Source organism: Paenibacillus sp. FSL R5-0517, assembly GCF_037974355.1.
Lineage (GTDB): Bacteria > Bacillota > Bacilli > Paenibacillales > Paenibacillaceae > Paenibacillus.
Genome location: NZ_CP150235.1, coordinates 2,959,285 through 2,976,119, shown reverse-complemented (window position 1 = coordinate 2,976,119; position 16,835 = coordinate 2,959,285). Strand labels below are relative to the sequence as shown.

The window sequence follows — 16,835 nt, the reverse complement described above, 5'->3', positions numbered from 1 at the left end:
GACGTGAACGTCAGAGTGTTCTGTTTCATCGGGGGATTAGAAAATCCCCGCTTTTTGGGAGGTGTTTTTGATACCGTAGGTATCATTAACTACAGTGTTGCCAAAGCTCGTTAAGCTTCCATTCGGACCTGTGGCCATGTCGAGATAGTTCAGACCTGAACTGTTTCCGTACCAAGACCAAGCAAGCCAGCCTACCCCTTTTTCCTGACCATATCTCATGATGGCATACTCGTCCACATCGCCGTTAGTGTGATATCCCCCGAATTCACCAATGATCAGAGCCAATCCTTTGTTCAGCACATTCTCCATATTGGCTTTGACCGTTGCAGCATCTTTGCCAGCATACTCATACATATGAATAGAGAACACGGTATTTTTCTGTGAATCGGCTGCAAATACACTTTGTCCATAATCCACGATGGATTGAGGGAACTGTCCCCATCCGGCTGCATCTACAATTAGCGTATTTTTGATTCCCGCATTTCTGAGTTTCGGAATGGCTTTTTTGTAACCCTCAGCCCACGCACTTCCATTCCACGTTCCATACCATTCATTGGCGATGTTGACGATTACCCGATCTTCTTTGCCAATCAAAGCTTCCTTAATGCTAATCCAGTAGTTCACTGCCGCATCCAACGAATTATAGTCATCTTTCCCTGTGGCGTCATGTACCTCGAGCACAGCTATCATTTTATTTTGGTTAACCACATTAATAATATTTTTAACAGCGTTCAGATCATCTTTGGTGTACAGGCTGCCATTCGAAAGAACAATGCGTACCGTATTGGCACCTGTTTTGGCAATTGCAGGGATAGCGGTATTCAAATCATTCTTGAACCAGGAATGTCCGTGATTAACACCTCTCATGACAAAAGGTTTACCTGTGGAATCATACAACTTGTTACCACTTACATAAAATCCTGTGGCAGCAGATGCTTTGGGGGCTGCACTCCCCAATGCCATGAACATGAGCGCAGCAATAACCGTGAAGATTGTACACTTTTTCAGATTAACCATTTGTTTGCAACCTCCTGAATTGGATTTTTTATTTCAATTAACCCTGCTCTAGGCAATAAGTTAACTAAAATCGCTAGTAATAGACGTTTTAACGGGTAACAAACAAATAAAGACTAACCTTATTAAGGTTAAGTTATTTTCCTAAAATAAACCTTATCGATAAGGTTATGAATTCATAATAAAATGAAAACGCTTACTAAGCAAGTGTTTTTTACCATTGAATAGCAATCTTTTCTTTTAAACACCACATCAAAAAGGCTCTTTCCCCTCACACCCGTTCGGAGAAAGAACCCTCTGTATTATAAATGTCAGTTAACTATTGTACTCTTTGATTTTGAAAAAGTGTCTTCCCTACCTGCTATAATCAACCCAACCCGGTAATGTGGTCTTACCCGAATCTCATTAAACTTCCCGATCTCCACACCCTCAAACCGCTCTACATAAGCCTGATTCACATAACTCTCAGTCGTTCCTCTTCGAATTGGAGTTATGGACAGACGAAGCGCATGATCGGCCAGCAAATGACGGGATTGCTTCAAACCAAGCATCCAGCTATGCCCATAGTGAATATGATCTGTTAACATCTGATGATGAATATGTGCTGCTGCAACGTCTCCTTCATAATCAATCTCAACCCATACGTCATCTACTTGTTCCGGCCACGCTGTATCCAATCTCAATGTTGCAGCATACTCCTTCGGGTAATCAACCTCTACAGCAGGCTCGTAAGGCGAAACCTGGAATGTGTACGTACTGAATATTCCCCGCTTTGACTGGGATGACACAGCATATTTAGAAGGTAAAACATGCTCTGGAGCAGGATAGAAGGATACCTCAAACTCTGGATGCTCCAGGGAGTTGCATATGAGCATCTCATTCTGCACATACAGATGACTGCTGCTAATTACAAGTCTCTCTTCTCCGCCCACATGGAAACGGTAGGTATGCAATGCCTCTTCACGGGTCAATGTAATGATACGTATGACCATACCGTCCGATGTTGTGATTTGCAGATGATGATCCTTACCAGCCTTCGGGTGAATAACAACTTCATTCCCCTGCTCAGATATGGTACCTTCAGGCATATCCACGTTCGTAACAGACGATATATCCATCACATACTCCGGCTTCATGCCTTCATGAGCATAAAAAACAGCCGTAAGTTCATTATTGACCGTAAATCGGGTCAGTGGCTGAACGGTAGCACTAATGATCTTCATTCCATCCAGATTCATATGGAAAGGCAGAATGGCTGCCATGCCCGATTTCAGCTCCATCGTGCCTTCTCTTGGATAAAACGCAGCCCCTTTGCCAGTATGCAACTGCAATTGTATATCTCGATCAGGCAAAACCATATGATCCTGATAATTGTTCATGAACAGAAATCCTGAACCTTCTTGTTGACGAACAGACCAGCGCAGATTTATCGTGTTCTCCGGTGTTATCGCATGTTGATCTTCCGGTATAACACTACCCATAGGTGCAAGCAGCTCACCGTAAGCTTCCAGGAACATGGACAAGGTTCGAATGCGGTCATACGACTCACCGATACGTCCGAATTCCCCGAGCGGGGCTTGGTAATCATAAGTCATTTTCGGCAATGCCTGTTCGTTCATATATGATTTTTGCCCTACCGGATTGGTTCCACCGTGATACATATAATATCCAACCAGATTACTGCCATTTGCCAGCTTCACAATGGTCATTGCCTCAACACTGTCCGCATCTACAACCGGCCGAGCGTGATAACTGACCTGCATGCCACCAGCAAGTTCACAATACGCCGCAGGATACTCCGGACTGTCATAGTCCACTTCTTCAACAGGATTCATATGCAGATCCCGGAATAAATACTCTCGGCTTGGAGGTTGATTGGGAATCCATGGTGTGTACGCATATCCCGCGAGCATGGGTAACGTTCCTTCTTCAGGCACCGCAGCATTACCCCAGGCCGTGGCAGTATAGAACATGGGATGCATACCGACTTCTTCGGCAATACCGCGAAGCACCTTCAGATGTTCACGACCGTCCCGGCCAGAGGAAATGTATTTGTCACGTGTGTAACCCCAGGCATCCATGGGTGCCCCAGCGTGCATATACTCATTTTCCAACTGTACGGCTATTACAGGGCCACCCTCCTGATAAAAACATCCGTTGAGTTGACGGGCAATCTCACGATATAATCGCTTGGCATAATACAGATACCCTTCATCATTCGATCTCACTTCAAATGGATAACTGAATAACCAATCTGGCATGCCTCCATTACGAACTTCCCCATGACAGAATGGACCAATCCGCACGATCAGTGGCAGCTGATGTTTGCCACACAGATCCACGAAGTGCCGCAAGTTCAGGTTTCCTGACCAATTAAACTCGCCTTCCTGCTCCTCGTGAAAATTCCAGAACACATAAGAAGCAACGATGTTCACCCCGCCTGCCTTCATCTTCAGCAATTCTTCTTCCCACTGCAAGTAAGCGAATCGGGAGAAATGAAATTCACCTACCACGGGAATATGAGCTTTACCATTACGGATCATATAATAGTTGGTAAAGTCATAAGACTCCCCTCGTGGATTTTTGCCTCCATTGCCTGTCATGCGACCCTCACGAATCTCTTTATCTTCTGCCTCCAGTATGAAACGGATCTGGCTTCCTGCTATGCTATCTTTCATGGATTATATAACTCCTTCGGTATAGATGGGATATGGTTAAAACGATTATCAATTATCGATGAATGATTGCCCCTTGATGATTGGGGTTCTTCTCCAGAACCCGATCCAATTCAAGTTCGGCTTCACTTGTCCGACCAAGGCCAAGAAGCCCTAATGCCCGCATGTATTGGCAATGTTCTTCATTACGCTGATTGAGATCGTCGTCAAATACCAGGAAATCGGGCAGAGATACCGCAAAATAATCCATTCGGATGTGATCATGCATATGTCTTTCGGCATAGTCAATTAATTTGTTAAACCGCCTGTTGGCTTCCTTCACATTGCCAAGCTTCTGCCAGGCCAGACCCTGATAATAGATGGATTCCGGCGGTTGATCATTATAAAACATCGCGCTTGAAGGTTCATTAAGACCGATCGATGCTCTATTGAAACTCTCTTCTGCAGCCTGATTATTCTTCAGTAGCTGGTAGGCACAGCCAAGATAAAAGTAAACGGAATTATCTGCGGCTCCCGCTAGCTTACCTTCACCTAAGTTCTCTGGGTAAACCAAAGCCTTTTGCAGCAGCTCCAATGCCAGTTCCGGTTGTTGTTTCTCCAGATTTTGCTTCGCCAGTTCCGTCAGTGCCGTAACATACTGTCCAGTAACCTTGCCTTCTCCACCCTCCCAGGGATGAAACCGCCGTGCCTGAAGAGCATCCCATGCTTCCTGATGGCTACCCTGCATGTTCAATAAAGTTACCCACTCAATATACAGATCATCACGGTGGCGAACCAACTCCATATGCTGTTCAAGCAATTTGATTCGACGCCCGCAAGAATACCCTATCTTCTTGTGCAATTGATCCAACTCGTAGAAGATTCTGGCATCCCGTGAATCCAATCGGAATGCTTCCTCTAATGAAGCCAGTGCAAGATCGGGGCGACTCAGCTTGTTATAATAAGCCAGTCCCAGATTCCGATGTACAGTCGAAAATGCAGCATTCTCCTCACGAGAAGCTTCCCAATGGGCAATTGCTTCCTCATAGCGTTTATGATCATATAACCAATTTCCCAGGTAATAGTGAGCATGCGAATCATTCGAATCAATGGCCACCACATCCTGAAGCACCATGAATTCAAATAACGTGTTAGGAAAGCAATAATCCGTTGGAGCAGCTTTCCCCTGTTTTTGACATTCCCGGGCCTGTTCCATATCCCCCAGTTGACGATGCACGTAGGCTTGAGCATAACCAACCATAGGATACGGCTGTAAATTTTCGGATTCAACATACGATAGTACCGTCCGTGCTTCTTCCCACAACCCACAATCCACGTAATCTGCGGCTAGGTTTAGATAATTATGAACGTCTCCCCGCATCAAACGATGAAAATGTTCACGTGCTTGCTCCGCTTGCTCTCTCTCTGAAGGTGCAGTCGCTCCGCTGTAGATCAGGGCTAATTCATGTGCGGCTCCAAACTCAACCGGGTCCAGCTCCAACGTTTCATACGCATATTGGACGGCCCGTTTATCCTGACCCAATCTGCGCAGCAGAGCCATCTTCAGATGCCGAGCCTTGTAGTTTCTAGTGTTACGGATCAGTGAACGTTCGATGTGATCCAGTGCTTCGACATCCCGATGTTGCGCCATATCGATCTGAGCAAGCATGTAATAACCCGTATCCTGGAACTGTGCGGACCATACGGCTTTATACAGTGCTGTGTAGGCTTCTTCCTGTTTCCCCTGTAGTTTCAAACTCAGACCGAGTTGGTAAAAAGCTTCACTATCATATGGATTCGTATTTTTCCACGTCAACGATTGTACAGCCTGTCTGAAATGCTTCTCTGCATCTTGTAACAGACCTCTCCGCAGCAGCAATGTGCCATACGCAATGTTTAGACGAATATCCGTTGCATCACGCTTCAAGCCTTCCAAATAATAAGGTTCTGGTTCATACGTGGCATGCCGATATTGCTCCAAATGAAGACCAGCCAGATATAGTTGTTCATTCGTACGAATCTCGGATGGTAGCGGGAGTGGTGTGGCCGGGTCTGGGACTTCCTGAATCTCAGAACGTTCAGGCTGATAGGCCACAAGTACTTTTCCTTCTGCAGTTCGAACACTTAACTTCAGTTGATGCCATTCATCTTGCCCGCTCCACGGGAATGAAGACTGATATAGTTGCGTAGGTGAGATATTGCATCTCTCATGGAGATACACCGTAGTTGGTCCAATCACTTCAATGGTCACTTGTTCAAAAACCGACGTCGCATATACCATCACGGTTACCGCTCCGTTCGTTTCGTCCATTTCCAGATTAACTGCGGCATCAATGGTTGCATTTTTGACCATGCCGATTCCTTTATAAGGCATAAAATACTGCGAAAATGATTTGGCTTCATAGGGCTGCAACCACGTAAAATCAGGCTGATTATCAGTATAGATCCCGGTCATTAATTCAATATAAGGTCCATCTTCGTCCGTTAACTGGCGATCCCAGGCTTGCCCGAACTCCCCATTCCCCCAGGTCCATTGCTTCTTGCCCGGAGAAATATGATGATTGGCTACATGCAGCAAGCCTGCCTGTACCCCGTGGTCATAACCCCCTACAAAATTATAATCCGACTTATACGCCATATAGGATGTTGGAACCGGTATGTTTTTGTATCGCGAGATATCCACACCTTCGGAATAGTCCATCTTGTAATAGGTGCCCGTTGCGATGGGAAAGCGGGATACGTCCCGTTTTCCATGGTCCAGCACAGCCGTTACATCCGGTGGAAACACGGATTGCGTATCATCGTTGACGGCTACAGCCGGGTTGGCCCACCATAGAAAAGTTTGAGGAGCGCAGGTGCGATTGTATACCTCGGCATGGATTTCAAGATAGGCTTTGCCGGGATGTAATGTGAAGCCAGCGGTCATTTTGGTACCATACATGCGGTCAATCTCACCCACCCATACGGTAGCGCTTCCATCTTCATTATTCCCAAATGTATAATCGACTGGCCCAAATGTGTTGGGCCGATGATGCTGTGGCCAGTTGAATTCGATTCCCCCGGAAATCCATGGCCCTGCCAGACCCACAAGTGCAGGTTTAATGACCCGGTTATAATATACAAAATCGTAGTCATTGGTCCGATCCAGCGCACGATAGATTCGTCCACCCAGTTCGGGCATCATCTCGATACGTACATATTCATTTTCGAGAATAATTAAGCGATACGACTTCATTTTGGCCTCATCTTCAATGCTGTCGATCACAGGATGCGGGTACACCTTACCCGAACTTCCCTGGTAGATTCTCTTCTCAAGAAACATCGGATTTTTGTCCGGTTTACCTGTACCATAGGTTGGAATATCCCTGGTTTCTTCCCATATGCGAACAGTTGATGCTGCTGTCACGTGATTCAATTCCCTCACTCCTCGGACTCGTATATATTATGATCATACGCTCCGACATGCAGGAAGAACATTAACATTAAGCGGTTCTTGATGGACGATCTTCGGATTCCCTCATAATCAAAGAGAGTACCTATCCACCCAATTAAGCAGCGAAAGGTACTCTCTGATTGATCTTGATTCACTTATCTGCGGCGTGCAAAATCCACAAATCTGAACTTGTCCGGTCGATGCCTCGACTCCGTATACTGAAATTGACTGGCATCCTCGAGGTACACCTGGCTCCTCACCACAACCACATTGTGGAAACCTTCAAGGTCAAGTAATTCCCTGTCTTCTGCGGTGGGTTCTTCCACTAAAATCTCTTTTTTGGCAAACGAAATGGAAAGCCCCAGCTCTTGCTCAATGTACTCATAGATGGAATCATTACAGATCTCTTTGCTGAGTCCGGGAACAAGCCGCTGGCTGATGTAATCTTTGTCCAGTATGACATGCTCTCCATCCACTTTGCGCACACGTCTGATCTCCCAGACCTGTTCATTCAGACCAAAGTTAATTTTCTTGTGCAACGCCTGATCGACCTGTTGCTCTTCAAAAACCTTCACATACGTTTGAGCGCGATGCCCCATTTTTTTGGCCAGTTCCTTGAAGCTAACCAGACCAGAGATGGGAAAATCGATCTTGCGTATGTCCAGTACAATCGAGCCCTTGCCTTGAATCTTCTGAATATAACCTTCTTCGTACAACATTTTCAGCGCTTTGCGAATGGTCTCTCGAGATGTTCGATAACTTTCCGATAGATCCAGTTCCGATTGAAGCAGTGTGCCTGCCTCAACCTCTCCGGTCCGAATACGATCTGCAATATCCTCATATATTCGGATAAATTTATTATTCATTATTCATCACCATTGTTCATTACCCTTTTTTATCATATTGGCAACCTATTATAGCATTAAAAACCAATCAAGCGGTAATGTCATTACTGGCGATGATTGCAGTATCACATCCAAAATTCAATTCCACCTAGATATGACGATCCAACGCTGACGCTTTCTCCACTTGATCTGTATGCTTCTCATTCATGACTTGAATCAGCTTGTTTAAGCGGAAGATCAGTGCTGCAGCTTCGGATCTGCTTAAGTGCTGCATGGGACGGAAGCTGCCGTCTTCATATCCGTTAATCATGTACAAACCTGCAAGCTCCTGCACTTCTTCTTTGGCCCAATCGGATACATCAATCTGATCGGTAAATGCTCTTGGGGAAGTCAGCGGTTCAGGTCTGATCTTACGAACCACATTGGCTATGATCTTGGATGCCTGTTCACGTGTTACCAGCGCATACGGAGCGAACTTGCCGTTCCCCATACCTTGAACCATCTCATGGTGAACGGCTGCCCCAATCTCAGGAGCGAACCAATCCTCATCATTCACATCTTGAAATCCATGCTGTTCATTTACCGTTGTGTCCACACCCATCAGTCGCACGATTAATGCGGTAAACTCTGCACGCGTAATCGGACGGCGCGGTTCGAAGCGAGTTTCACTGACACCTTGAATAATATTTTGTTCCGCCAGCCAGGTAATCTGGTCCTTATTAAAGGTTTGGTTAATATCAATAAATTTGATATTCTTTTTCGCAGGCAAATCAGGTTGTTTAGCGGGTTCAGATTGTGAACTCAACTCATCGGCTTGTTCCGATGTACCATTTGAACTTGGGGTTGCACCGCCACCACTCCAGGCGGATGGTGGATACGGAAAAGTTATAGCTGCTGCCCGTCTGCTCTCACTTTGTTCACCTGCTGAATTCTCTGTCCATGCAACCACCTCATAATGCTGCTCAGCATTTAGTCCTGTCCATACATAACTGCGCTGTGTTCCACGATATATCTCACGATCTTTATGGGTGATCACAATTACTTCATTCATTGAATCCAGTTCCCAAGTTAGCTTAATCGTACTTGTGCCTTGCGCTACGGCTGCTACTGTCAGATCTTCGGAAGGCAACGTCTCGAATTCCGGAACTTGGAGCGCCTCTCCCTCCCCTGCTTCATTATATGGAATGATGGCAAAGTCAGTATAACGCTCTGCACTGTTTAATTCAGACACATGTATCGATGTCTCCGCGGTCGTCCCTACAAGCTCTTCATTTCGATAGACTCGATAACCCGCAGCACCAGGAATCAGTTCCCACACAATGTCTGCACCATGCATTGCACGCCCCTCTACTATAGGAGGTGAATCAGCACTACCAGGCAAGGTCATGGCATGAAGGTAATAACCACCATCACTACTGCCCGAAGCATTCATGGTCTTGACTGTATAGCTGTAGTTCACGCCCGGTTCAAGTTCCTTGTCGTCATAGAACATTTCGTCAGCAGGAACACGAGCAACCTCTACACCGTCACGCTCAATGATGAACTGCTCGGCACCTTCAACCCGGCTCTGTTCCAATAGAAGACGAATGTGGTCCTTCGCCGAATGATACTCTACTTTGGCAGGCGCTGCTGGCTTGGTCAGGACAGAATACGCCTTCATCCCGGATGTATCTCCCTGCTCATTCTCTGTGTAGATTTCGATCAGGTACTGCTTACCTGCATCCAGTTGATCAACGATAAACTCTTTTTGCTCGCCACGGTATACTTCTGCACCATCCAGCAATACAACGAATGTTTCGTTCCGATAAGGGAAGTCCCATTCCAATTTGGCATGGTCTGTCTCCGGGTATATCTGCATTTCGAGTGAATCAACATGAGGCAAGGTGTAAAAAGGAGTCACAGTCACTGGGCTTCCTGAACCAGCCGTATTATAAGGAATAATCTGTACCTGATCATATCGGGTTGCACTCTCCAGATGAGTTAATTTCACCTCGGTGATATTACCATCGTCAATCGTGGTGAACATCTGATCTCCGATCCGTATGGTATATCCCTCTGCACCTTGTACCTTTGGCCAAGAAATTAATCCCTCTTTTTCCCCAATCATACTTGCATGTAAAGGTTCAGTAATGGTCGCAGGCAACGTTCGCACGTGAACTTCGAAACCAGAATCACTCTCACCCGTTGCATTCGATGTTTTGATGGTGTACAGGTAACGCTCTCCTGGTGTCAGACCATGATCTTCAAATGAATTTTGATCTGCCGGAACCTTAGCAACTTCAACGCCATCCCGCATAATGATGAATTGCTCTGCTCCTCGTGTAGAGCTTCCAGTCAGATCCAGCACCGCAGTCTGATCTGTGATGTGTGTTATGCCTGCCGTCTGAGGGGATATAGGTTTCGTTAAAACCTGAATCTGAATAGACTCTGACCGATGACCATCTTCATTAATTGCAACGAGTTCGAATTCATACGCTGTACCATCCAGCATACTATTGAGATGTACAGACGGTTCAGACACGCTCTGCATATCTCCCGTTACCCGATTGCGAATCTCATATGCAGCCGCTCCCTTAACGACTTCCCAAGCCAGATCCACCGAATGTGTTCCAGCGTTCACTGTGATCCCTTCTGCAACCAATGGCAAAGTTTGAGTCATTATACTGAAAGTAAGTGGCGCACTGGTTCCACTCGCATTGACTGCCCGAATCACGTAAGTGTATTTCGTTCCTGGCGACAGATCCTTGTCCACGAATTGGGTTTCAGTTGAATCCATTTGAGCAATCTTTCTCCCATCCCGTTCAATGATGTATTGATCTGCCCCTTGGACACCTGTGTTGCTGAAATCCAGACCAAGGCTATTTTTGGCCACATCATATACGGCAACCTTAGCGGGTTTCTCAGGCAAAGTCAGCAGCGATACATCTGTCGCTTCAGAACGAGTCCCCTGTCTGTTGACCGCCCATAGTTGATAGTGATGCCACGTTCCATCCTGGAGCCCTGTAATCGTGGCTTCATTCTCAATTCCCCTATAGATCTCTTTGCCATCCTGCTCGATCACATATTCAGCGGCGCCTTCCACGACCGACCAGGAAACTTTTGCCCGATGTACTGCTGGGTCTGCAATTATCTCGTCAGGCGACACAGGTTTGGACAATCGGATGAGCTGCGTTGTCTCACCCGAACCCGAAGTATTCACAGCCTGAACTTCCAACGTGTATTCTGTACCTGGCAACAATTCATCAGCCGTGTAGGTCAGTTCTGTTGTTCTGCCCACTTCTATGCCATTGATTTTCACAATATAGAGATTCGCCGTATCTACAGCTTGCCATGCAATTCCCATATTTGTTTCACCAGTCCATGTGACATTCAGTCCTTCCGGCCTGCTAGGTAGCGTAAGAATCGTACTACGGGTGGATGCACCGTACCCGGCAACATTGCCCGCCTGTACTTCATAGGTATACTCACGACTGCTTGACAGATGGTGAACTGACAGTTGTGTATCTGATATCTCATGGCTCTGTCCATTGATGACCACCCGATATTTCGTTGCCCCAACTACAGGCTCCCAGCTCAAGATCGCTCCCTGTTCAGTTACTTGAACAACATGAAGTCCCGACGGGCTCTCGGGTAACGTTGTTCCTGACACCGAACTTCGCATACCTTGTCCACTTTCATTCACTGCTTGTACATCCAGTTGATAAGATGTTCCCGAACTCAATCCCGCAAATACCCATTCCTCGTTTCCGGCAGCAACCGTTCCCGACTTCTCTCCATTCAACCATAACTCATAGTGATCGGCTCCTCGTATTGCCTCCCAATTCAGACGAAGGCTCGCTGTGGAAGCATCTGATACCTGTAAACCGGACACCTGCCCTGGTAACGTCTTGAGCAAAGGTAATTCCGCCAAAGGCCCGGGCCCTGTCTCGTTGCCAGCAATTAACGCATAGCTGTAATTGGTTCCGCTATCCAGACCTGAATCCAAATACGCTGTCTGCTCCCCTTCGTATATGGCTGCTCCATCACGTGAAAGACCATAATACGTTGCAGAGGTCACCGTCTCCCATGTTAATGAAATATCATGCTCCCGAATTTGAACAGCCATGAATTCACCGGGCACTGCCGGCAGTGTGAGAAATCCGGTCCTGCTGCTACCGCCTGCTCCACTCTCATTCATTGCCGTGACCGAAATGTTATGCATGGTCCCTGGGACGAGGTTACTGATATAGGGTAGGTTGGAAGGATCAGATACCGTCTGATCATACACGGTGGACCCGTCCGAAGTAGCAGCAATGATGCGGTAAGCATCTGCTCCCTTTACTGAATCAAATTGAATTTCGGCCAAATTGGGCTGGGAATCTACTTTTCGAACGTGCAACGTTCCGGGAGCTGCCGGGATCGTTAATACTTGAGCGCTTACTGCATCACTTACTCCGGTATGGTTTCTTACTCTAACTTCGTATTCATAGACCTGACCACCGCTTAGGGACTGATCGATTATACTGTGGTTGGGATAATCCAGTGTCCACGACTGTCCTGTTGTTTTATTTGTTATCTCATACTGATATCCATCGGTGTATCTTTCCCCCGTTGGCAAATCCACTGTAAGTTCTGCTGATGTCTCCGCGATCTGTGTCATTCTCACATGTTTCGGCTGCTCGGGCTTGCGTTGAACATGGTAAGGTGATGATGTTGTCTCATATGTATTGCCTGCTGAGTCCATGGTTTTGGCATGGATGTACCATATGCCTTCCGATTCGATGGATATTTTATGCTCGTCAGAGCGAGCTTCAAGCCAATGATCCGGTAATTCTGCACTGTTTGTAATTTGATAGAATCGTTCCAGTTCCTTAATACCTGAGTGGGCATCTGCATACTGAATGGTAGTGGATATGTCCAAGTCCGTCCAGACATGTCCGTTCGGTGCAAAAGTAATCGTTGGAGCCATCTGATCCACATAGGCGATTCGACTGACTTCCTTGCTCACATTGCCAACGGCATCCCTTGCTCTGGCGCGAATGGTGGTAATCCCGTTCATACTTACTGTACCCGTATTTCCTGCCATATACGGACCATCATTCATGCTGTACTCATAGGATATCGCTCGTTCATCCACACTACCATCGATCGAGAATTGCACATGTTCTTTACTCCATCCAGCAGAACTTAAACGAATTACCGGCTCGGTTGGAGCTGTCGTGTCGATTCGAACCGTTGCCTGAGCATACGTGCTTATATTGCCTACATGATCAAGTGAGCGTGCATATACGATCGTTTCTTCCTCATCGGTAACCGTCACTTCGCCCGTGTAATCGATCCAGGGACCTTCTTCGCTCAGTTGATATTGGCTTTTGGCAAGCCCACTGCCTGAATCTTCACCACTGGTTATTGCAAAAGTTACATCCTGATTCGTCCAATCCTCTTCACTTAACGTTATCGTCGGTTGCTCAGGCCCAGTCTTGTCGATTCTGGCTGTTGCCGAAGTGGAAGCACTGACATTGGCAGCCCGATCGACACTTCGTGCATAAATCTCGGTTATCCCTTCTTCACTGAGTGTAAAAGGAGTCCTGTAGTCGATCCATTCCCCCTCGCTTCCCAGCTTATACTGTGTCAGACCAATACCGCTTGCTGCGTCCGTACCCTCCGTTAATGTCACAATTACGGACGCTTTTGTCCATTCGGGTGGATTCAACGAGATGACAGGTGGCGTTGGTGCCGTCCGATCTACCTTGGCAGTCACAGTCGTTTCCTGTCCTGTATTACCAAATGCATCCATACTGCGCGCCATAACTGTTGTGCTGCCTTCACTGCTTATGGCAAAGGGAGCACTGTATTCACGCCATTCTCCTGCCAGACCGACTTTAACTTCAGTCTTTTGGGTTCCGCTCAAGGCATCTTTTCCCTCTTCAACTGTGACGAGAACATCTTCCTTGGTCCATAAGGATGGCGTGAGTGTAACAGAAGGAGCAGTTGGGCCCATCGTATCTTTCATCATCTCTCCAGCGGATATAAATGGGGTCTGTATCCCTTCTCCATTCATTGCCGCAACAAATACTTCGTATTTTCCATCCGCGAGTCCAGTCAGGGCAAACGCTGTACGAGTGGAAGTTGTTGTTCCCGTTGCGAGAACTTGCCCACCTGGACTGCGTATTTCAGTTTTGTACTGAGTGCCGTCAGGGTTGCTATTATTACTCCAGCTCGCTGTAACAGAGTTACCTGATTGTGTCACAGCCGCAGCAACGGGTGGATTGGCCAGTGTATACTTGGAAGCTGGACTGGAGTAACCCGTATAGGAACCGCTTGAATTTTTGGCTCGGACGGCAAAAGAATAACTGGTATTCGGAGTGAGCCCTGTCACCTGCCGACTGTTTGTTGTACCTGTATCCACAATCTGATTCGTCGTCATATTTTTCAGTTCATACGTAACGGATGCATCATTCGCCTTCTTATCCCAGTTCACCGTCAAGTTATTGGAATTAACCAATGTATATGTCGGCGTTCCTGGCACTACAAAACTTCTTACCGTAAAGTTAACGGTCCCTGCTGAGGACACCCCACCCTTGTCATCCATAACCCATACTTGTAATGTGTGTGTGCCATCTGGCAGGGTATCAGGCAATGTGTAATTGGTGTTAAAAGACTGATTAGAACCCGTTGCGGTCATCTGGGTCAGCATATTCTCGGCCCCGCCATCAATGGACCATTTCACAGTCAACAGGTCACCTATATCCGTATCTCTCGTTGTACCGGAGATCTGAAGTTGCTCGCCTTTGTAATAGGTTTGACCTGAAGAAGGTGCTGTTAAGGTAAACGAAGGTGGGGCATTTTTGGGGCCGATCCCCACAATGGTTGAAAATTTGCGTGAAGCCTGATTCGCTGTAGCCTTGGCGTCCCACCAAAATTGTGCGGCTGTATCACTCGCCGTTACGGTCTGGCCTGGAGTGAACGCTGAAGGTGAAGACCCTCCCGTGAGCTGTGCGCTATCTGGGCTGCTGTACTGGCCCATATATATGCGATCTGCATTTACAACATTGTACGTATTGGCATAAAAAGCCGTGACCTGAACACCCCCGCTGTAATTACGCCATCCATTCTCAATAACTTCAAATGGAGAAGCATCATTGCCATTCACCATCGTATCCCAATAAAATGTTCCACCCAAATTCAGTGCCGTTCCACTTCGATTAATAGCTTCAAGTTCAACCTTCATGTATCCACCTTGTGAGGTGGCATTAACGATAGATACACGCAAAATGTATTCCACATTGTCCTTTTGCCGCGACATTTCAATCACATTATTGTTAATGCGGTAATAATTCAGTGGCAATGATTTGAAGTTCACGGGAGATCCGTTGTGGTCGATAATGGTGGACACATTCCCGGTATCACCACCGTAAAATACATTTGTGTTTGGCAGTAATACAATTCTGTATTTTCCGTCACTGTTCATCTCCACTTTCACCTTGGAGGACTGAACCGCCTTCATGCTGGACGTATCGGATACAATCCCGATCGTTTCAACCGTTTCAGCCATTACCGTGGCTGCTCCCCATTCAAGCAACAGGGCTTGAGGTGATAATAAAGCAAATGCCAGCACCACCTTGGTTAGCTGTTCCGCTTGTTTCTTCACACGTTTTCCTGATTTCTTCAACGTCTACTCTCCTTTTTGGCACACAAAAAAAGGGAGGCACCCCAACAAAGGAACGATGTCCTAAGTTGGGGTGCCTCCCCTAACAAGTGTCATTTTTTCTTGATTATAACGATTCAGCTCATGAATGTAAACAGTTGATCATGAACACCTTATTTCTCATTTCTCATCTCTGATTTTCAATAACGCTTCATCCAACGCAGCAACGACCTTGTCACACCAGCCATCAAATTCCGGATCTTCGGTCTGTAATTCAGGATGGGCCAGAATGTATTCAATCGTACTTCGTATGCCTTGGTCCGCTCTTGTCGTTGCTACAAATTCCGGAACAAGCCGTTTCAGCTTCCTGTTGTCAAACACAACGGTATTGGCTTTGTCTCCCAGCAAACCGCCGCGAAGATCCTGGTCACTGCATGCTGCCAAGAATTCGGATGGTACATGTACCGCGTGGAGCTTAACTCCCAAGACGCCGGCAATAATCTCATGAATCTGATTCCAGGTGACGGATTCGTCCGAGGTGATATGTACCGATTCACCAATTGCATGGATATTTCCCATAAGCCCGATAAACCCTTTGGCAAAATCGGTGTTGTGCGTAATGGTCCATAGTGAGGTACCATCTCCATGGATGATAACAGGTTTGCCTTCACGTATGCGCTTGAGAACCTGCCAGCTGCCTTGAGCACCATGAACACCAAGAGGTACAGATTTGTCGCCATACGTATGGCTTGGACGCACAATAGTCACAGGGAATCCATGCTCGCGGTATTGTTTCATCAGATAGTCTTCACAGGCAATCTTGTTGCGAGAATACTCCCAGTACGGATTCGATAAAGGTGTCCCTTCCGTGATCCGGTAATCAGCCAAAGGCGTCTGATACGCAGATGCTGAGCTTATAAAAATAAACTGCTTTGTTTTATCCTTAAATAAACGGTAATCTCTCTCCAATTGAGATGGTACAAAGGCAATAAAGTCTGCCACAACATCAAATTCCAGATCAGCGATCAGTTCTGCTACACGTGTCTCGTCATTAATGTCCGCTTGAAGTACGTTGATTTCCTTAGGTAAGTCATGGTTATGATTGCCTCGATTAATCAAATACAGTTCACAGCCTTGCTGTGCAAGCATCTCCGTAATGGCCGTGCTGATGGTGCCTGTCCCTCCAATAAATAGCGCTTTCATTTTCGCACCTCCTGATCAATTTTACCCACTTTCCCATGATATCACGCACCAAAAAAAGG

General features: G+C 46.6%; 6 protein-coding genes. All 6 read right to left on the bottom strand.

Going from position 1 to position 16,835, the window contains the following annotated elements; genetic code table 11:
* Window positions 1-36 precede the first annotated feature (36 nt).
* Window positions 37-1,017 (bottom strand): glycoside hydrolase family 5 protein, encoded by a 981-nt coding sequence (locus MKX40_RS13405; protein WP_339242242.1) that lies wholly within the window; start codon window positions 1,015-1,017, stop codon window positions 37-39.
* A 308-nt stretch (window positions 1,018-1,325) separates the two neighbouring features.
* A complete protein-coding gene (locus MKX40_RS13400; RefSeq protein WP_339242240.1) occupies window positions 1,326-3,692 on the bottom strand; it encodes a beta-galactosidase in 2,367 nt (788 codons plus the stop codon).
* A gap of 52 nt (window positions 3,693-3,744) precedes the next feature.
* Window positions 3,745-7,083 (bottom strand): DUF5107 domain-containing protein, encoded by a 3,339-nt coding sequence (locus tag MKX40_RS13395; RefSeq protein WP_339242238.1) that lies wholly within the window; start codon window positions 7,081-7,083, stop codon window positions 3,745-3,747.
* Between the two features lie 173 nt (window positions 7,084-7,256).
* Window positions 7,257-7,967: a trehalose operon repressor gene (treR, locus tag MKX40_RS13390; protein ID WP_339242236.1), complete on the bottom strand. Its 711-nt coding sequence runs from the start codon at window positions 7,965-7,967 to the stop codon at window positions 7,257-7,259.
* Between the two features lie 127 nt (window positions 7,968-8,094).
* On the bottom strand, window positions 8,095-15,597 hold the full coding sequence (locus MKX40_RS13385) for a fibronectin type III domain-containing protein (protein ID WP_339242234.1): 7,503 nt from the start codon (window positions 15,595-15,597) through the stop codon (window positions 8,095-8,097).
* A gap of 156 nt (window positions 15,598-15,753) precedes the next feature.
* On the bottom strand, window positions 15,754-16,776 hold the full coding sequence (locus MKX40_RS13380; protein WP_339242232.1) for an SDR family oxidoreductase: 1,023 nt from the start codon (window positions 16,774-16,776) through the stop codon (window positions 15,754-15,756).
* Window positions 16,777-16,835: the final 59 nt, after the last annotated feature.

Bases quoted from the DNA above. Each gene is read 5' to 3' on its own strand.
- treR (WP_339242236.1), bottom strand. From the start codon at position 7,967: ATGAATAATAAATTTATCCGAATATATGAGGATATTGCAGATCGTATT.
- MKX40_RS13405 (WP_339242242.1), bottom strand. From the start codon at position 1,017: ATGGTTAATCTGAAAAAGTGTACAATCTTCACGGTTATTGCTGCGCTC.
- MKX40_RS13400 (WP_339242240.1), bottom strand. From the start codon at position 3,692: ATGAAAGATAGCATAGCAGGAAGCCAGATCCGTTTCATACTGGAGGCA.
- MKX40_RS13380 (WP_339242232.1), bottom strand. From the start codon at position 16,776: ATGAAAGCGCTATTTATTGGAGGGACAGGCACCATCAGCACGGCCATT.